At 41.0% G+C, this 19465-nt stretch carries 20 protein-coding genes and 1 pseudogene; 5 read left to right on the top strand and 16 right to left on the bottom strand.

Going from position 1 to position 19465, the window contains the following annotated elements; all coding sequences use genetic code 11:
* Positions 1–6: 6 nt before the first annotated feature.
* Both arsC and bepA read right to left on the bottom strand, forming a co-directional pair.
* On the bottom strand, positions 7–363 hold the full coding sequence (gene arsC, locus EGC80_RS17990; RefSeq protein WP_101034680.1) for an arsenate reductase (glutaredoxin): 357 nt from the start codon (positions 361–363) through the stop codon (positions 7–9).
* 98 nt (positions 364–461) lie between these two features.
* Positions 462–1931, bottom strand: coding sequence for a beta-barrel assembly-enhancing protease (bepA, locus tag EGC80_RS17985; RefSeq protein WP_101031913.1), 1470 nt, complete (start codon positions 1929–1931; stop codon positions 462–464).
* Between the two features lie 126 nt (positions 1932–2057).
* Here bepA and EGC80_RS17980 point away from each other — a divergent pair, with 126 nt between their 5' ends.
* Positions 2058–2279, top strand: a complete 222-nt coding sequence (locus EGC80_RS17980; protein ID WP_101031912.1) for a sulfurtransferase TusA family protein — start codon at positions 2058–2060, stop codon at positions 2277–2279.
* A gap of 25 nt (positions 2280–2304) precedes the next feature.
* Positions 2305–3387 carry an AI-2E family transporter gene (locus EGC80_RS17975; RefSeq protein ID WP_101031911.1) on the top strand — a complete coding sequence of 361 codons (1083 nt, stop codon included), beginning with the start codon at positions 2305–2307 and terminating at the stop codon, positions 3385–3387.
* Positions 3388–3567: 180 nt separating this feature from the next.
* Here the strand turns inward: EGC80_RS17975 and EGC80_RS17970 are convergent, their stop codons facing one another.
* From EGC80_RS17970 to EGC80_RS17910, 13 genes are all read right to left on the bottom strand, one after another.
* Entirely contained in the window at positions 3568–3825 is a 258-nt protein-coding gene (locus tag EGC80_RS17970) for a DUF2897 family protein (RefSeq protein WP_124011653.1), read from the bottom strand.
* A 75-nt stretch (positions 3826–3900) separates the two neighbouring features.
* Positions 3901–4638 (bottom strand): 8-amino-3,8-dideoxy-manno-octulosonate cytidylyltransferase KdsB, encoded by a 738-nt coding sequence (gene kdsB, locus EGC80_RS17965; RefSeq protein WP_124011652.1) that lies wholly within the window; start codon positions 4636–4638, stop codon positions 3901–3903.
* 88 nt (positions 4639–4726) lie between these two features.
* A complete protein-coding gene (gene kdnB / locus EGC80_RS17960; protein WP_124011651.1) occupies positions 4727–5797 on the bottom strand; it encodes a 3-deoxy-alpha-D-manno-octulosonate 8-oxidase KdnB in 1071 nt (356 codons plus the stop codon).
* 71 nt (positions 5798–5868) lie between these two features.
* Entirely contained in the window at positions 5869–7053 is a 1185-nt protein-coding gene (gene kdnA, locus EGC80_RS17955) for an 8-amino-3,8-dideoxy-alpha-D-manno-octulosonate transaminase KdnA (protein WP_124011650.1), read from the bottom strand.
* 171 nt (positions 7054–7224) lie between these two features.
* A complete protein-coding gene (gene can, locus EGC80_RS17950; RefSeq protein ID WP_101031906.1) occupies positions 7225–7839 on the bottom strand; it encodes a carbonate dehydratase in 615 nt (204 codons plus the stop codon).
* Positions 7840–7946: 107 nt separating this feature from the next.
* Complete coding sequence (locus EGC80_RS17945; protein ID WP_164839494.1) at positions 7947–8795, bottom strand: alpha/beta fold hydrolase; 849 nt, start codon at positions 8793–8795, stop codon at positions 7947–7949.
* Positions 8796–8830: 35 nt separating this feature from the next.
* Entirely contained in the window at positions 8831–9541 is a 711-nt protein-coding gene (locus EGC80_RS17940) for a M15 family metallopeptidase (RefSeq protein ID WP_124011648.1), read from the bottom strand.
* Positions 9532–10665 (bottom strand): succinyl-diaminopimelate desuccinylase, encoded by a 1134-nt coding sequence (gene dapE, locus EGC80_RS17935; RefSeq protein ID WP_124011647.1) that lies wholly within the window; start codon positions 10663–10665, stop codon positions 9532–9534. The genes EGC80_RS17940 and dapE overlap by 10 nt, the downstream gene beginning before the upstream one ends.
* Positions 10665–11006: an ArsC family reductase gene (locus EGC80_RS17930; RefSeq protein ID WP_124011646.1), complete on the bottom strand. Its 342-nt coding sequence runs from the start codon at positions 11004–11006 to the stop codon at positions 10665–10667. The genes dapE and EGC80_RS17930 overlap by 1 nt, the downstream gene beginning before the upstream one ends.
* Positions 11007–11321: 315 nt before the next feature.
* The gene (gene crr / locus EGC80_RS17925) at positions 11322–11831 is read right to left on the bottom strand and encodes a PTS glucose transporter subunit IIA (protein WP_124011645.1); all 510 of its coding nucleotides are present in this window, start codon (positions 11829–11831) and stop codon (positions 11322–11324) included.
* A 69-nt stretch (positions 11832–11900) separates the two neighbouring features.
* The gene (ptsP, locus tag EGC80_RS17920; protein WP_124011644.1) at positions 11901–13634 is read right to left on the bottom strand and encodes a phosphoenolpyruvate--protein phosphotransferase; all 1734 of its coding nucleotides are present in this window, start codon (positions 13632–13634) and stop codon (positions 11901–11903) included.
* 91 nt (positions 13635–13725) lie between these two features.
* Positions 13726–13983 (bottom strand): HPr family phosphocarrier protein, encoded by a 258-nt coding sequence (locus tag EGC80_RS17915; protein ID WP_101031899.1) that lies wholly within the window; start codon positions 13981–13983, stop codon positions 13726–13728.
* A 344-nt stretch (positions 13984–14327) separates the two neighbouring features.
* The gene (locus tag EGC80_RS17910; protein WP_124011643.1) at positions 14328–15944 is read right to left on the bottom strand and encodes a methyl-accepting chemotaxis protein; all 1617 of its coding nucleotides are present in this window, start codon (positions 15942–15944) and stop codon (positions 14328–14330) included.
* A gap of 273 nt (positions 15945–16217) precedes the next feature.
* Between EGC80_RS17910 and EGC80_RS17905 the strand changes: the two genes are divergently transcribed.
* The 3 genes and pseudogenes from EGC80_RS17905 (at position 16218) to EGC80_RS17895 (ending at position 18392) form a co-directional block, all read left to right on the top strand.
* Positions 16218–16928: a DUF3334 family protein gene (locus EGC80_RS17905; RefSeq protein WP_124011642.1), complete on the top strand. Its 711-nt coding sequence runs from the start codon at positions 16218–16220 to the stop codon at positions 16926–16928.
* A gap of 148 nt (positions 16929–17076) precedes the next feature.
* Positions 17077–17232, top strand: a pseudogene (locus EGC80_RS17900) (LacI family transcriptional regulator); the annotation flags it as partial.
* Between the two features lie 227 nt (positions 17233–17459).
* Positions 17460–18392 carry a DUF808 domain-containing protein gene (locus EGC80_RS17895; protein WP_101031896.1) on the top strand — a complete coding sequence of 311 codons (933 nt, stop codon included), beginning with the start codon at positions 17460–17462 and terminating at the stop codon, positions 18390–18392.
* Between the two features lie 103 nt (positions 18393–18495).
* Here EGC80_RS17895 and EGC80_RS17890 read toward each other — a convergent pair whose 3' ends face one another.
* Complete coding sequence (locus EGC80_RS17890) at positions 18496–18891, bottom strand: DUF805 domain-containing protein (protein ID WP_124011641.1); 396 nt, start codon at positions 18889–18891, stop codon at positions 18496–18498.
* Between the last annotated feature and the right edge of the window lie 574 nt (positions 18892–19465).

The raw sequence follows: 19465 nt of genomic DNA, 5'->3' as shown, positions 1-19465 counted from the left end.
TACTCGTTAAAGAATAGACAAAACATTTTCAGGTGGACGACCAATGGCAGCTTTGTTGTTCGCTAACACAATAGGGCGCTCAATTAATTTAGGTGTTGCTACCATTGCAGCGATAAGTTGAGCTTCCGATAACGATGTATCCGCCAAATTCTGAGCTTTATATTCGTCTTCTTTGGTGCGCATAAGTTGGCGAGCCGTTAAGCCAAGTTGCTGTAATATTGTATGGATTTCTGCGGTAGTGGGTGGCGTCTTTAAATATTCAACAACAGTGACATCGGCATTATTTGCTTGCAGCAATGCCAATGTTTCACGACTTTTTGAACAGCGCGGGTTATGTAGTATCGTCGTTTTTGTGGTTGTCATGGTCATAGTCCGTCATTAAAAAAATGGCAAACAATAAGTGGGTTTATTGTTTGTCATTATTCTATCAAAGAATTGCTTATAAGGTTAGATTATCGCAGCTATTTTAATGCCTCCATAGCTCTATCCGCTTGTCTAAACTGCCTTATTCTCGCTTCAATTCGCGCCAGTTGTAAGGTTTGGCCATCGGAATAGCGATAGGCATAATTGAGTTGGTCAATCGCACCTTTATAGTTCGCCGATAAGGCCATCAGTTCAGCATTGCTGTAATACTCAAGTGCTTTGTTGTCTAGCTTACGGTATGCATCAGCCATAATTTGATATGGCAACATGTTCTGTTTATCGAAAAATATCAGTTCTTCTAACAGCGGGATAGCTTTTTTAGGCTGATCTGCCTGAACATAAATATTGGCTAAGTTAGCGTTGACCACTTGTGAGGTCGGTTTTAATTTCCGTTGAGCTTCTAATAATGCTATCGCCCCCGCAAAATCTTTTTTCTGATCTAATAAGTCTGTTTTGGTGTCGATGTAAAACAGATTATTGTCATCTTGTTTAAGTAACCCATCAATAATGACTTCAGCTTGATCAAATTTCTCTAAACGGAAAAGTGCTAAGGCTTTGCCATAGAGTGCAGCCTCTTTAAAAGAGTATTCGTTCTTTTTTAGTTGTTGATCAAACAAAGATAACGCTGCATCATCACTAAAACTGGAAAAGCGTACTTGGATACGGGCTTTAGCTAACTGAAAGTTTAAACTATTAGGAACATTATGTTTAGGGTACTGAGCCGCGCGATTACGCGCCTCGGTAATACGTGATTCTGGTAACGGATGTGTCAGTAACATTTGCGGTGGCGTCGTGGTAAAGCGATAGCGAATAGCAAGTTGACCAAAAAATGTAGCGGCAGCATTGGGATCAAATCCAGCATCTACAAGAATTTGCATTCCAATACGGTCGGCTTCTTTTTCATGTAACCGAGTATAGTTAATTTTAGATTGTGTGGCTAATGCTTGAGTTGTTGCTAGCGCAGCCATACCGGCTTGAGGTGCGGCAATCGTTAATAAAATAGCCCCTAACATCCCCACAATAGTCGCCGTCGAACTCTTTTCTTGTGCTTCAAGTGAGCGAGCTAAATGTCGTTGGGTGACGTGAGAAATTTCGTGGGCTAATACCGATGCTAATTCACTTTCGGTATCGGCATTTAAAAATAATCCGCTATGTACTCCAACATGACCACCAAAAAAAGCAAAAGCGTTGATTTCATCATTGCGCAGTAAAAAAAAGTAAAAGGGTGTTTTTACTCCAGTGGCATTAGCAACCAGCTTATTTCCCAGTTCTGATAAATATTGATTCAGCACCGGGTCACTGAGCACGGGTGCCGAAGAACGTATAACGCGCATATAGGCATCACCGTAAACGGTTTCTTTTTCTAAACTAAAAGTATTGACCGCTGCGGTGCCAAGATCAGGAAGATCGTTATTGGCAAAGCTGTGGCCAATACTGGCAGCAAACAAAACGCTAATAGCACTAGCGGCCAGTGTTTTTGAAAAGGTCAATAATGATAATTTACGCAAACGGAACCTTTATGATGATTGAATCGAAAATTTAATCTTAACCAACAAGAATGCTTAATTTACATTGCTTGTGGTTTATTGTCCAAACTAGGATAATAGCCCTAGATTGTTTAAAGCAAGTTGATAATGATTTTAATTGATTTAACACCCTATGTTTGTCCTTATCCTTTGGTAAAAGTAAAACTTTTACTGAAGCAAATGGATCTGGATGAAAAATTACATGTACTCTTGTCTGACCCTGGTTCACGCCGAGATGTTCCCTTGTTGATAAAAAAAATGGGTTTTGGTATTGAAATCATTGCAGATCAATCGCATTGTTTGTCATTTATCATCACCAAAACAAATTGATATTGTTTATATAAAAGGTTTTTCAATGCTGGAATTTTTAACTGATTGGTACAAAACCCGTTTTAGTGATCCACAAGCCATAACGTTAATGTTTATCATTATTGGGATAGGTCTTGCATTGTACTTTGGTGCCGGATTACTTGCGCCCTTGCTCGTTGCTTTGGTGTTAGCCTTTTTGCTTGAGTGGCCGGTGGCACAAATGTCGCGGCTGAGGATCAGTCGAACCGCCGCCGCAACGATAGTGTTGGTGGTTTTTTTAAGTTTGATGCTCATTTTGATGTTAGGTTTGGTACCCAGTATTTGGCGTCAAGGGGTGTCATTGGTCACTGATTTACCCTCTATGATCGATAAGGGAATGCTAATCGTTAGAGAGTTTAGTGCAGATTATCCTAAATTTGTCAGTGCATCGCAACTTGATTCGATGATGGAAGAAATCAATAAAATGCTAGATACACAGCATCTTATTGATTTAGGTAAACAAATTCTGGGTTATTCTGCGTCATTACTAGTGTTAATGGTGTACGCCATTTTAGTGCCATTATTGGTTTTTTTCTTTTTAAAAGACAAAGACCTTTTGCTGAGAGGTAGCAAACGTTTCTTCCCTACTAACCGCGGTTTAGCGCGAAAAGTATGGTTTGAAATGGACCAACAAATCTTCAACTATATTCGTGGTAAAGTGATTGAAATTGTCATTGTAGGCGTAGCCAGCTATATCTTTTTTGCCATCATGGGGCTGCGTTATTCTACGTTACTAGGTGTGTTGACTGGATTGTCTGTATTGATCCCGTATGTTGGTGCCACGTTGGTTACATTACCAATTGCGTTAGTGGCTTTTTTTCAATGGGGTTTCAGTGCTGAATTTGGATACTTAATATTAGGCTATGGCATTATTCAGGCGTTAGACGGCAATGTGCTGGTACCGCTATTGTTTTCTGATGCAGTGGATTTACATCCGGTAGTGATTATTGCCGCTGTGTTGGTATTTGGTGGCTTATGGGGCGTGTGGGGAGTCTTTTTTGCCATACCGCTAGCGTCGTTAGTGAAAGCGGTGATAAATGCTTGGCCGAATAACCAAGAGCAACGACGAGTCAAGTTCGACTCTGAATAGCGCTTGCGAATGGGGGCATTAATCCTGATACAGTAGCCTAACCCGTTGTATAAAAATTAAAGCTAACCCTATTATGGTGTTAGCTTTTTTATTATGTGGTTTAGGTGTGAGATGTATAAGTGTTTATATGTACAATATGCTATTTGTACAGTGCTTGCTGAGGCATACGACAATCGGCCACTATAGTGTTTTGTCTTTACTGTCTTTACTGTCTTTACTGTCTTTACTGTCTTTACTGTCTTTGCCTTCTTTGGTAGAAGATTCTTTATCAAGTTCTTCTGAACTATTTTTTTGCTCAGGGTTAAGCTCTTTGCCTTTATGCTCACCAAATTGAGGCATTTTAAATTTGGCCGAATATTTCAACACTGCAATATTACTCGCGATAACACCTAGGACTAAAATGATAATTAGCCATACTTCATAGCCTTCTAAACTCATTGTAAACTCCTGTTTAATATTGATATTTTATAGCCTTGCTGTTAAGCCAGCGCAGGCTAGATCCATATCTATTGCTTAGTCGACGGCCAAACGTAGCTCACACTTGCGAATATCTTCTGGGGTATCAACTTCTGGTGAGTCAAATGCACTGATGGCGATTTTAATTTTGTAACCATATTCCAGTGCGCGTAACTGTTCTAATTTCTCGATGTCTTCAAGTTTACCTAAAGGCAACTTAGCAAAGGCATTCACAAAACGCTTAGTGTATGCATAAATACCTAAATGTTTGTAAACAGGGTAGTCGTTAGTATCTCGACCAAAAGGAATGCGGGCTCGTGAGAAATATAATGCATTATGGTGATTATCGAATACCATCTTAACGTGCAATGGATCGTCTAACTCACCTTTATCGACAATTTCAAAACCTAAGGTCGCCATGTCAAACTCATTAGGGTGACGTTCAAAAAGCGTAATGATTTGTTCAATTGATATTGGATCAATCAGCGGCTGATCGCCTTGCAAGTTAATCACTAAATCGTCATTACTAAGACCAAGTTGCTCGATGGCATCGTTAATACGGTCGGTACCTGAAGCCGCATCTGGGCTGGTCATTACCACTTTACCACCAAAAGATTCAACCGCGTCTTTGATCCGGTCGTCATCAGTAGCGACATAAATATTATCTACCCCTCTTGCTAATGAGGCTCGTTCATAAACGTGTTGGATCATGGGTTTACCATTAATCGGGGCGAGTGGTTTACCCGGGAAACGGCTTGAACCATAACGTGCAGGGATTAATAGAGTAACGTTCATTAATATGACCTACTTGTGGTTGTGACAATGGTGTAGACAATAAATAAAAGGGCTCATAAGAGCCCTTTATGACTAAATGTATCGTTTATTATATACGACGGAATAACGTCGTTAGCATTTCATCAGTAACTTTTTCTTCCCAGCCTTTACCGTACACATTGTCCCAAAGTGGGCCCATGCTCTTGGTGACGGCAACCATCTTAGCGATAGTTTCATCTGGTAAATCTTTACAGATATTTTTCGGCAGAGTGATGATGTGAATTTTCATCATTTTACGGAACTCAGTCACGCCTTCAGGGTAGAACTCTTCTAACACATCAAAGGCTAAACAGTTACCAATACCATGGTGATAACCCAGCACATACCCGAGACCGTAAGATACAGCATGACATGCACCTACTTGGCTATAAGCAATGCTCATGCCGCCCATGTAAGATGCCATCATTAATTTGTCATCTTTTTCTGGGTGGTCGTTTAAGAACACTTGACGACATAAATCCATCGATTTTTCAGCGAAGGCTTTAGCAAACTCGTTAAGATAAGTACCTTGTAATGACTCTACGCAGTGGATAAAGCAATCCATACCGGTATAGAACCACTGATCTGTTGGAACCCCTGCAATTAATTCAGAGTCCATAATGATTTGATCAAATACGGTGTAATCAGAGTTTAACCCTAGCTTACGTACCGGTCCGCACAATACCGCAGTACGTGACGCTTCAGCACCAGTACCCGATACCGTTGGAATACCAATATGATGTATCGCAGGGTTTTTAATCAAATCCCAGCCTTGGTATTCAGAAGAACTACCAGGGTTAGTTAGCATTAACGATACCGCTTTAGCCAAATCCATGGTTGAACCGCCACCTAAACCGACGACGCTCACAGGTAATTGGCTGTTAAATGCTTTAACTTGTGCCGTTAAACCATCAACTTGTTCTGTGGTTGGCTCATCATCTACGTTAACGTAGATAACTAAGTCGTGTGCTTTAGTTGGCACGCGGTCAGCCAGTGGTTTGCCCTGGTGGACATCATCGACAAGAAAAACAACAAAATCGTTTACGTCTTGTCGTTCTTGACCTAATACAACATCAAGTTGTACAAATGAACCACGACCAAAGATCATTTTTGGTACACATTTAAAATTTTTAAAACTCATTACAAGTGTCTCCATTGAGATAAATTCTGTAAAAAGTGCTCTCAGCTATCACTGACCAAGAGACATTAATGCTAGGCGAAAGCACGTTTAATATTCTCAATACGCTCAGCAATTTGCTCATCGGTCCAAGATAATTTTATCAGCATCGAAATGGTGCGGCTGATGATAGCGTCAGACTTAGGCGTTAGCACCTTAGTGTAATCTGGGCGATCGGCTATTAACATAATGGGTAACGCAGCAGGAGCGTTAAGCTCTTGGATGTGCTTCCAATTTTTAAGATAATGCCAATTGTTAACATACCAGTAAAAACAACCATCAACTTTGTTGGCTGCGAGCTTTTTATTAATTTCTTGAGTGCGAGCTTCCGTTGGCATCATAAATGTTAAGAAGCCTGCTGAATCACCTTCTGGATCAGGAATTTCACGGAATGTAATTTCTGCGATAGAAGCCATAGCATCTTTGATGGTTTTCTTGTTTTTACGTTGAATAGCAATGATTTTATCAAGCTTACGTAACTGTGCTAAACCCATTGCCGCATTCATTTCAGAAATACGGAAATTCAACCCCATCATTGGGTGCGATTCTGCACCGCGATCATTGCCTACATGGTCATGACCGTGATCTGAAAACATATGTGAATGGTTATAAATCTCGCTGTTGTTGGTCACAATCGCGCCACCTTCACCACAGGTAATGGTTTTGACTGAGTCAAAAGAGTAACAACCCACATCACCAATTGTGCCTAATGCTTGGCCTTTATAACTGCCACCGATGGCTTGACACGCGTCTTCTAAAATCACCAAGTTATGCTTTTTACATACTGCTTTGATTTCGTCCATCTTAGCCATTGAACCACACATGTGAACCAGGTTAATCGCCTTGGTACGTGGTGTGATTGCCGCTTCAATACCTTCTGGAGATAAACACAATGTTTCATCAATTTCAGCAAAAATGGGTACAGCACCGGCCATAAACACGGCTTCAACAGAGGCGACAAAGGTAAATGGAGGAACAATGACTTCATCGCCAGCACCAATGCCCGCTGCTGCCATTGCCGTTTGTAATGCAGCGGTACCGCTTGATACTAGATGAGCGTGTTTAACGTTCATCTTTTCGCAAAGTAATTGCTCCATGTCGCGGGTTTTCCAGCGATCATTGCGCATATGGTCAAAATTGTAACGGAAGGTAAAACCGTTCTCCATCACGTCAGCAACTTCCTGCTTTTCTTCAGGACCAAATAATTCAAAACCAGGCATGGAAATCATCTCCTAAAAATTCTGCGCATAGTAGCGCTAAATAAACGGGATGATTATAACGTCCTTCAGTGGTGGTTCGCGACTTTTATTGCATATTTTTAATAACAATAAACAAAGGCCTACTAAATAAACGACCTATTGATAAAGTGTAAAAGCAGATAGAAGGAGCCGTTATGCGAAATTTCGGCCATGAAGACGGTCAATGGTCACGTCTAAATCGGTGAGTAATCCGTTATTAACCCCGTAAATCCAACCATGTACTGCTACATCCTGACCGCGATCCCATGCTTCTTGGACTATGTTGGTCGACACGACATTTGACACTTGTTCTATAACATTAAGTTCGCAAAGACGATCAAAACGCCGTTGCTCAGTCATGGGTTCAAGTTCTGCACAATGAAAACGATGAATATCACGCAAATGCCCAAGCCAATTGTCAATCAGCCCCAATCGCTCTTGATTCATTGCCGCACGCACACCACCGCAGCCATAATGCCCAACGACCATAATGTGCTTTACTTTCAGCACATCAACAGCGTATTGCAGCACCGATAAACAATTTAAATCAGTGTGGATCACCATATTAGCGATATTACGATGAACGAATACTTCACCCGGTAATAAGTCGATAATTTGATTAGAAGGCACTCGACTGTCAGAGCAACCAATCCACAGGTACTCAGGATTTTGTTGTTTTGCTAATTTTTCGAAAAAGGTGGGATCTTCTTTGTTGATCCGTTCAGCCCAACGGCGATTATTTTCAAATAAAGGTTGAAGAAGTTTCATTGGTGCTCAAATTAGGTCGTTTTCGCCGGTAACGCATTACAGACTATATGTCATTTGTCTCGATTATATCAGCAATATCGGTGGATCTGGTCTATCCATTTAAGTGATTAATTAAAATTAATTTTACTCAAAAAATCAATAAGATGCTGATTAAAAATAGTCGGTTTTTCGATGTTAGCTAAGTGACCCGTTTGTTCTATGTGGACTAATTGACTGCCATCGATGGAGTCATGCATTAAATAACTTTCCAGTGCGGTACGCAAATGGCCGCTTAATCCAACCGTCACTAATGTGGGTAATGTTAGCGATTCGACAAATTCGAGGGTATCGCGTTTAAAGATGGCCATGTTGGCAAATTTAAGTAACGCGGCAATTTGCGCGCTGGAATAAGTGGTTAATTCAGTGCTGAATTGCTCTATCTCGGCCGTAAGCGTGGCATCTTGGGTGATTAATTGCTCAATGTCTTTACTGAAAAATAAGCCGCTAATAGTCTGTGCAAGCTCCGATGATATTGCTTGTTTGTTGGCTATTTCAGCCATTAACCCTTGATATTTAATGCAATTGACTTGCGGTTCAAATCCAACAAAACTGTTTAACATCACCAGCCCATTAATACGAACTGGGGCATGTAAAATCAGTTCTGCCGCAATGGCGCCGCCACTGCCATGGCCTATGATGGCGGCCGAATGAATATTGAGCATATCCATTAGTGTTAATACATGTTGGGCCACATCTTGCAAATTTTGAGTCGTCTCTGGGATAGTCGTCGTTTGACCATGGCCCCAAAAGTCGATGGCGATACAACGATACTGTGTTGATAATTCATCGATCTGTGCTCGCCACATATGACTGTTTGCGAGTAAGCCATGACAAAAAATAACCACAGGTCCATGGCCTTCATCCGAGTAATACAGTGGCTGATTATCAATTATTTTATGGGGCATTAAAGTGGACATAACAGACTCATTCAAAGGGAACGTACGCACAGGCATTAAGCCGGAGAGGGCGCAACAAAAAAAACGTAATGATTAACTAACTCGGTTAGTCGTTCAAGTAATGATGATTTTAACGATATTTCTGCAGCAGACAACACTTTTGCTAATTCAACCGCGCTAAATTGCGCTAACAATTCATTAGCAACGGGGAAATAACTTATATGCCAAGGCTCTGGGCTAACACCGCTTAAATGAGGCTGATACGGGAAATAAAACCCAAATTGAGCAGCGTGTAAATTGAGCCACTGGTGCAATGGAGCACAAGGACCATTGCCTGAGTATTCTGCTGTGATTAATTGTAACGCTTGCTGGGTAATACTATTGGCATCATATACATCAATATCTGTACCCCAATGGTGCCTCGAGGCACCAGGTAATGCAGACCATATCAAAATAGTATCAATTAGTTGCTGTGGCGTGAGGGTAGTAAACTCTACGGGATTTGAGGTTTTATCGAGTAAAGGACGTTGGCCACAAGCTTTTGCATTCCAAATACTCAATTGGCGATCAAATGGTCGATATGCCGAGCATATTTGCAAATCAAACCCTGCCGCTGATGCCGCATTTTGCAGCTGGTTAAATGCAGCTGCAGTGCGCTGTTCCAGTAAATATTGCCCAATAGCAACTAGATTTTCATCATCTAAACCATAAAGTGACGCTTGCTCGCAAGCAATATCGACCAAGGGCTGCCGTGGACTTATTTGCACAGTAGTTTTTCCAAAATGCGTTCATAACAATTGGCCAATATCTCTAAGTCGGCCACATTTACGCATTCGTTGACCTTATGAATAGTGGCGTTTACGGGGCCTAATTCCAACACTTGTGCGCCCGTTGGGGCGATAAAACGTCCATCTGAAGTACCACCTGTGGTTTGTGGATCGGTTTGATAACCTGTGACTTCACGAATTGCCTCACGCGCAGCGTCAAGTAATGGACCGTCACCGGTTAAAAACGGTAAGCCATTAAAAATCCAGTTGATATCATAATCTAAGCCATGTGCATCAAGAATACTCACTACCCGTTGGATCAACTCTTCTGCGGTCACCTCAGTGGAGTAACGGAAGTTAAACATGACGGCTAGCTCACCTGGAACCACATTTGATGCGCCCGTACCGCCATTGATGTTAGCGATTTGAAAACTGGTGGGTGGGAAAAACTCATTGCCATTGTCCCAATGCATTTGTGCGAGTTCAGTTAGTGCAGGAACCGCTTTATGAATAGGATTATCGGCTAAATGTGGATAGGCTACATGACCTTGAATACCATTGACGGTTAAGTTGCCTGTTAAGCTGCCTCGGCGACCATTTTTGACCACATCACCCAATTTATGCGTTGAAGAGGGCTCGCCGACTAACGCCCAAGTCATTTTTTCATTACGGGCTTCGAGGGTATCAATCACGCGCGTAGTACCGTTAATAAACGGACCTTCTTCGTCACTGGTAATTAAATAAGCAATAGAGCCATTGTGATCTGGATGTTTGGCGATAAATCGTTCGGTAGCAATAATCATCGCCGCCAATGAGCCTTTCATGTCGGCAGCGCCGCGACCATGTAAATAATTATCAATAATGGTGGGTTCGAACGGTGGAGTGTGCCAACGATTGAGATCGCCTGTTGGTACCACGTCGGTATGGCCAGCAAAGCAAAAAACAGGGTCGCTATTGCCACGTCTTGCCCACATGTTAGTGGTGTCTTCAAATACCATTGGCTCAATGTTAAAGCCAATGGCGGCAAGACGATTGGCCATCAACGTTTGGCAACCTTCATCTAATGGCGTTACCGATGGGCGTGAAATCAGATCTTTTGCTAATTCAACTACGTCATTATTCATTATGCGAACCACATTTGATATTCTGCTGCTTTAAAGCCAATCAGCAATTTATCCTTGTTAACTAAAACTGGGCGCTTGATCAGCGTAGGGTGTTGCACCATCAATGCGATAGCCTTGTCTTGAGTGAGATCGTTTTTTTCGGCATCATTTAAGCCACGAAAACTGGTACTTCGTTTATTAAACAGGGTTTCCCAACCGACGATATTAGCCCACAGCGCTACCGTGGTTTCACTTAGACCGTCTTCCCGAAAATCGTGAAACGTGTAATCAATTTTTTCGGCTTCAAGCCATTTGCGCGCTTTACGAACAGTATCGCAATTTTTTATGCCGTATAAGGTCAAAAGAATACTCCATTAATGTCGATTGGATTGTAATAGTAAGGTTTGGCTTTCAAAATAAGCCTGAAAAGTGCCTTATGTAAGATGGATATCAGTGAATGCATTTAACAACATTGTGGCATTGTGAAGCGGCTTGAACAAGCCTAAGACGGCGTTTTGGGGCGATTTCATAATTTGCAACCTAGGCTAATTTAAGCGTGCGGTTGCATATTAATGTGTCGCTAACCATTAGCAATAACCATTAGCATTATCGGTTAACTATGGCAGTTAACTATGTCGGTGAACTATGTCGTTAAAATAGATCGGGCCAACATGATGTTACATTTGCACAGTAAAAATAATATCTTTACCGGCAATGACACTACCTTGGGCTTTATCTAATTGCTTAATATCTTCCATATTGGCCAACACCACAGGGGTCAATAGACTGTCGACTTTATCGCGCAAATAGGCCAGATCAAAAGCCAAAATGGCTTCACCTGCTTTGACTTGCTGACCTTCTTCGGCTAAACGTTTAAAACCATTACCCTTGAGCTCAACGGTGCCAACACCAAAGTGAACAAACAATTCTAGCCCCTGGGGTGACTCGATGCTGAACGCATGATTGGTTTCAAAAATTTTACCAATGGTGCCATCAATTGGGGCAACCATAAATTCGCCCTTAGGGTCGATAGCAATACCATCGCCAACAATTTTTTCAGCAAATACCACGTCGGGTACTTTTTCAATTGCAACAATATCACCCGATACTGGTGCATAAATAGCTATACCGCCCGTCAATGGTGGTTGGCCAGAAATCAATCGCCGTATTCGGCTTAAAAATCCCATAAGAACAAGCCCCTGTTAGTCATTTTTTTATGCGGTTAAGTGTAAACGGCTCTGCCAGCTTTACCTACTTTATTCGTGTGATTGGTCGCAATCGAGTGAAAAAGCGTTAATGGCTTCACGAATATCAGTAATGCGAGTTAACAAAGCGATGTGTTGTGCATGGTTAACAAAATGGGTGTAGTTACCTTCAATCAATGCCACTTTTACGTCTAATAAATTAGCAGGATTGATACTCAACTCATCAAGCCCAAGTCCTACCAATAAGGGCAGAACTTGTGGATCGCTGCCAAGTTCACCACACAATGAAACACTGACATGAGTGTGTTTACAGTGGGAAATCGTTAAGGCAATAAGTTGTATTACTGCCGGTGACAGTGGTGGGTATTGTTTAGCTAAATGCGGATTGGTGCGATCGGCCGCTAAGGTATATTGGGTTAAGTCATTGGTGCCGATACTGACAAAATCGAGTAATGGCAACATACTTGGCAGGTTCAGAACTGCTGCTGGGGTTTCAACCACAATGCCGTAGCTGAGAGCCCCAAAACCTTTTTCTTGCTCGTTCAACTCGGATTTAGCGCGTTCAATTAACAAAAAGGCGGCGTCAAGTTCTTCTACCTGGCTTACCATCGGAAACATTAATCGAACTTGGCCATGATTAGCGGCGCGAAGGGCGGCTTTCACTTGAGTAATAAAGGTCTCTGGGTGTGCCAAACTATAGCGAATGCCACGAATGCCAAGGGCAGGGTTATCTTCGTTGTTTTGAGGCAAGAAAGGAATTTCTTTATCGGCGCCAATATCAAACGTTCGAATGGTAAGCACTTCACCTTGTAAGCTATGAAGGGCATCGCAATAAAGTTTATATTGTTGATGTTCATCTGGCAGAGCTTTGGCATTCATCAGTAAAAATTCGGTACGAAATAAGCCAATACCTTGGGCTCCAACATCGGTGACATGAGATATTTCACTCAGGTTGCCCACATTGGCCAGCAAAGTGACCTTATGACCGTCGCGAGTTTGACTGGGTTTATCTTTATAAATCATCAATGCTTGGCGACGCAGCAATTCTTGTTGTTGTTTCTGCTTTAATTGATCAAAAACGTCAGCTGACGGGGCAACATGTAATTCACCTGACATACCATCTAAAATAAGCTGAGTGCCATCGTCAATGACGTCTTTGGTTTGTGAAAATTGATAATTGAGTAATGCAGGTATCCCTGCTGCCCGAGCCAAAATAGCAGTATGGCTTGTTAGACCTCCAGACTCTAGGATCAGCCCGGTGATGTGAGTTAGTGGCAATATGGCAAATTCTGCAGGGGTTAAATCATCAGCCAGTAATATGGTGTCTTCGGCAAGGGTCGATAAATCCCATTGTAAGTGCCCGTGCAACGCACTGGTTAAGCGCTTAGCCAAACACATAATATCAACACTGCGATTAGCCAAATAAGGGTCATCTAATGCCGACATTTCTGCTGCATGTTGATTAAAAATGCGATCAACAGCAACGGCGGCACCGACTTTAAATTGACGAATATGTTGATGAAGTTGCTGTTGTAGTTCCTCATCTTCAAGCAACATAATATCGCTATCAATAAGTTGGAAATTATCACCATCTGGGTACAGGTGATGTTGGCAGTGTTGTAAATGAGCAATAAGGTGATTAATGGCTTGTGTTAGCTGTTGTTGCTGCTGGTCAATTTGTTCAATAGAGAGAAGTTTAAAATCCAGTGGTGGCAGTTGAGTGGTGATAGTCAGTGCTTTACCAAAAGCGATGCCTGCAGATACTACTATTCCGTTGATTGACATATCGCTGTCCTATTAACTATGGTTGTCCTAATTAACTCTAATTAACTCTAATTAACTCTAATTAACTCTAATTAACTCTAATTAACTCTAATTAACTCAGAGTCATCAGCAGTGAGGCAATTTTGTCAACGGCTGCTTGGGCGTGTTCACCGGAAGCAAATACCGTCACTGACACACCTTGGTATAGACCTAATGTTTGTAACTTGAATAAACTTTTGGCGCTGGCCTGCTTACCATTGCATTCGACTATGACGTCGCAATCAAACTCTTTTGCCTCTTTAACCAGTAATGCCGCTGGGCGGGTATGAATACCGTGAGGAGCAACAATGGTGACCGTTTTTTGATACATAGACAACATACTCTGTAATGAATGACAACTAAATACTCATCGGATTAAATATCAATATTTCAATAAGCTAGTCGAAATATCCACTAGCTTATTGGTTAAATGATACCTTGTAGAACTCAGCTATTTAATCTAATAGGCATAATATACCCTAAAGTCATAATAGCTAAAAGCGATGTTCGACTCGAAATGAGCTGTGATGTTGATATAGACCATGGCTATAAGCCAATATTGTTTGTCGATAAGACGGCGAGGGTGAGGGTAGTAACATTAAGGCTTTCCATGCTGATGGGTATAATATCAACCGTGGAAAGCCTTTGTTTGTGTAATGAGTTGATCGAATTAAATTATATTTTAAATTGTCCTAGTGTCTGACTCATATCTACACTAATAGTTTGCAACGATTGTGCTGCCTGACTGTGGGTTTCGTTAGCTGTTAACGATAGTTCGGTGAGTTCAGAAATCGTACTGACATTAATGTTAATGTCTTCGGTGACGAGTGCTTGTTCTTCTGTGGCGCTGGCGAGTTGCGCTGTCATGCTACTAATATTTTCGATAAGCGCTAAAATTGCGATAATCGCATCACTTGATTGCACAGCTTTTGATTGCAGCTGAGCAGAATGTTGCTGTGTGTTAGTAATACTGTTAATAACCGATTGAATACCTGTCTGGATCTGGTTAATAATTTTATTGATTTCATTGGTTGAAGACTGAGTCCTGTTTGCCAACGCACGCACTTCATCAGCGACTACAGCAAAACCTCGGCCATGTTCACCTGCGCGTGCAGCTTCAATGGCGGCATTCAGTGCAAGTAGATTAGTTTGATCTGCAATGCTACCTATCACGTCAAGGATGCTGCCAATCTCAGCAGATGATTGACTGAGGGTTAACGACACCGTTTCTGCTTGTTGTAGCTCACCGACTAAACTTTCTGTCTGTTCAACTGTTTGTTGCATCAATTGTTGATTTTGTTCGGCTTGATGTTTCACATTGCTGGCACCGTCTGCCGCATCTTGAGTGTTTCGAGCCATTTCTTGGCTCGTCGATAGCATTTGGTTAATCGCAGCGGCGACACTTTGAGTTTCGCTGTGCACTTGGTTCGCGCTTTGATTCGATAATTTTACAGTATCTAATAAATGCACAGCTTCATTATTTAAGGTATGCCCAAGAGGTTGTAAATTAGCAACCATATTAGCTATTTTAATCACAAATTGATTGAACGCATCGGCTAGTTTGGCGACTTCATCATTGCCTTCTGTCGACAAGCGTTGAGTCAAATCGCCTTCACCTTTGGCGATTTGTTCCATCGCGTCGATTGTGACGTTAAGAGGTTGGGTAATGGAATGATTAAGCAATAAAAAGAACGCAAAAATAGGCACTGCAATCATCATCATAATAATGAAATAGTCAATAATGATACCTGTCATACTGTTATTGACATCGTTGACGTTTGCTTGGGTGATTAGCGTTAATTCAAGTTTTGGATAATATTGTGCTGCGGCAAGTACCGTTTGCGGTTGATTTTGTTGATCGACAACCGCAAACTTTGCTTGGGCTGTTTGGTGTTGTTTTGCCGTGGTGATTAGCTGTTGATAAGGCGTTGAAGCATCATTTGCCGCCAAGTTGTTGATGGATTTACTGATTGATCTTGGGTTTAGTGGATTAACAATAATATTATTTTGATTATCGACAACAATAAACGCTTGATGCTCAGAGACCTTAATGTCACTAACAAACTGGCTTAATAATTCGACCGTTGCATCAGGATTAACAAGCTTAAAGGCATCAAGCGTGCTACTTAATTGGTTGACTTGTCCGGTGAGCTGTTTGAACTTTTGCTCTATTAAATGATTGTATTGTTCATTAATGGAAAAAGAACCGAAAACCACTGTACCTAAAGCGGCTAAAGCTAACATAATAAATAATCGCTTTAAAATGGTTAGGCGTCTCAATAATCTAATCATTATCAGTCCTATTTTAAACTATCAATACAAAGTAATGGGATTATAATGAAAATATTAAAAAAAATAAGCGTAAAAGATTGTTTTTGTGAACAAACTGCATATTTTATATTTGTAAGCATAAGGTAGTGAATTGGTTAAAGCTGTTTTTTATCAACTGGTTAGTTGAATATTAACGTTGTTTGGTTAATTAATGTGCTAAGCAATTGTTTTAATTTTGATTTTTTTACGGTTTACCCGCAAGATTAGTGTAATTAACGAAAAGGTATTAATGCTATGAATTCATCTTCTATCGTCAACAATGACGATATTCTACTTAAGCTTTGTCATTCAGTGTCTCATGTTCTTTCTAGCACGAGTGCTAGCCAAATTAGTCATGCTGGGATGATTCAAAGTATTTCTCGCACCCGCTTAAAACCTGATTTGGGTTGTTTCTCTATTTTCGATGGTGGTTTTTCTGGCTTGGTTGTGATCAACTTTTCTGCGGCAGCGGCTATTGAAATTTATCGCCGTTATATGCTCAACATGGGAATGCCTGAAACGGAATTAGCGTTTTCACATACTTCTGATGATGTGAGCAATGTAATGGGCGAATTAATGAACCAGATTTTGGGTGATTTTATTGGTAAAATATCAAAAGAATTACAAACATCCATTAGCCAAAGTCAGCCTAAAATGTTGACGATTAATAAAGAATTAACGATTTCAGTCGATACTAACCTCGATAACGCCGTCGCGAGAAGAGTGTCGTTTAGGACTGAAAATAACCATATTTTTTATCTTGAATTTGCCATGGATAAAACAGAGTTTCTTCGATCTGCAGACTTTGAAATGAATGAGGAATTTGATCTTGACTCATTAATCGAAACTCACGGTCAAAAAGCGCAAGCTAAATCAGATAAATCACAAGATGTACTCAATGATCCCAATGTAAAAGGCCTTGTTGTCGACGATGCTGATGACTTACTCAGCGAGCTTGGGTTATAACGTCAGGGATATAATGAAAACAACCATGTTAAGTTATTTATCTTGGTTGTTTTGTTTACCAAAATGCACTATTCATAGAAGGTTAGCTATAAAAATGGCATTTAAAGCCACTTCTATTGATATAACTTACTGTGATGGCGTGTTTTAGTTGACCGTGTCTGGTGCGTTAATGAATAGTCCATTGGTAAATTTAGACACGCGTCAGCCATTTCAAGCTATTGCCAAAGAGCTTAATGCTAACGTTGATAAAAATGCCAGTAACTTAAGTACTCAAAATAGGCATATATTAGCCTTATTAACTTGTGGTTAAGAGGCCTGTCAGCGATTAATCAAAAACCATTTAGTGTTACATAGCTCTTGTGGTGTGATGGTAGAAGACGACTCACTGACTTAACGTGTACTGAGTAGTATTTTGAGTATCAACACTAGGTCAATATCACGGGTTTAAGTGTTCCCATGTGTTTACTCTAAACGATGTATGACATAAGTAAAAATCAACCAACTGATTGATTTAAAAGGATAAGTCTTTTTATGGCAGGTGCCAGTTTATTAACCCTATTAGATGATATTGCCACTATTTTGGATGATGTAGCGGCAATGAGCAAAGTGGCGGCACGCAAAACCGCTGGTGTTCTGGGTGATGATTTAGCGTTAAATGCGCAGCAAGTATCGGGTGTTGCCTCTGAGCGAGAGCTTCCTGTCGTGTTTGCCGTCGCCATGGGGTCGTTTCGCAATAAAGTCATTTTGGTGCCGATGGCCATGCTGATCAGTGCGTTTATTCCATGGGCTATTACTCCTTTATTGATGTTTGGTGGTTTGTTTTTATGTTATGAGGGCTTTGAAAAGGTCTATCATTCACTAACACATAAGCGTGTACCAGTGGTCGATGACGATGCGGTGGTTGCCAAAGCAAAAGCTGATATCGAAGACTTAGCAGCATTCGAAAAAGAAAAAATAAAAGGGGCGATTCGCACCGACTTTGTCTTATCCGCTGAAATTATCGCAATTAGTTTAGGTGTTGCTGCACACATGGACCTAATGGGGCAATTTTTAACCTTATGCGTTATTGCCATTGTGATTACGATAGGCGTATACGGCCTAGTGGCAGGGATTGTTAAAATTGATGACCTTGGTTTGTATCTTGCTCAACGTAAGCCCAGTGGAATAGGGCATAAATTGGGATTAGGATTAGTATCTGCAGCCCCTTACTTAATGAAAATTCTCACATTTGTCGGTACTATTGCCATGTTTATGGTTGGTGGCGGTATTTTAACTCACGGTATTCATCTGGTATCTGAATGGATTGCGCATGCAGAAACGCTGGTAAGCCAAGTGAGTGTTGTAGGTGGCTTTTTAGGGTTATTAACCCCAAGCGTGTTGAATGCACTATTTGGTGTTGTTGCTGGTGGTTTAGCGGTATTAGTGATCAATGGTGTGACTAAGCTAATGCCCTCTAAAACCTAGTTTTATAGTGATAAAGCTGGCTGCAGATACCAAAAGAGCATAGTCAATGACCATGCTCTTTTTTAATGAGTGATGCTAATCTCTGTTAGTGAATCACTTAAGATTAAACGGCTAAGTCATCACTCTCACCAAGGTTTGGTTCTGCTTTTGGATTCGGGCCGTATTCGTTATCATCTTTACTGTTAAAGCACATCACGACGAGCAGAATTAATGCACCAAGCAGCGGGATAAACATTAATAATAACCACCAACCAGAATGGTCAGTATCGTGAAGACGACGAACACTCACTGCGATGCTTGGAATGACGATGGCGAGTGAATAAATAGAACTCAATAATCCAGCACCATAAAGTTCACTGTATAAGCCCACACCCATATCCAATAAGGTCAGCACAATACTAATGATCATGCTGATCAGTGCAAACATCCAGTATTCTTTACGACGTGCTCGGCCGCTAAAATCGAAATACTGTTTTAAAACCTTTACATACCAATCCATTCGTTATTCCTTAACGTTAATTTTTTTTAATCTAGTGCATTTGTAACAAAACAGCCTTGAATTAACAAGATTTTATTTTATTTAAGCCTAAACATTAATGCCGATTTGATCAACAACGGCATTATGGTACAAGCTGATAAAAAGGTTGTTAACGTGGCTGATCACTTGGCTATCTCAAGGGATAATAAACCCTTATCAAACTCGCTACTTGCGTGGAATTTTCAAGCAATAAATAAACCATAACCTTCATTACGCTAAAGATTATAACCCGGCGCATTTCTGCTATCTTTTGCGCAACATTAACATTTAACTCATCAGTTTAGCTCAAGAGTTTGGCCATCAATAAATATAACACGGTTGCGAATGTGTGGGTCTTGAACATCAACCACTTCATCACGGACTCATTCTAAAAAGTTAGCGTTTAACATCAGCCGCAAATCTCGTTTCGACTTAGTGTTTTATCTCGTCGGCTTTCGGTGTTGTTTGGGACCTGGGCGGGTTATTTGAGAGGCGTCAAAATCTAATTTTGCATTCTTGACGAAAAAATTAGCGGGTATGAGCATATCGTAATGCC

The organism is Shewanella psychromarinicola (assembly GCF_003855155.1).
GTDB classification, from domain to species: Bacteria; Pseudomonadota; Gammaproteobacteria; order Enterobacterales; family Shewanellaceae; genus Shewanella; species Shewanella psychromarinicola.
The sequence above is the reverse complement of the archived record's forward strand: the minus strand, read 5'-3'. Positions and strand labels throughout refer to the sequence as shown.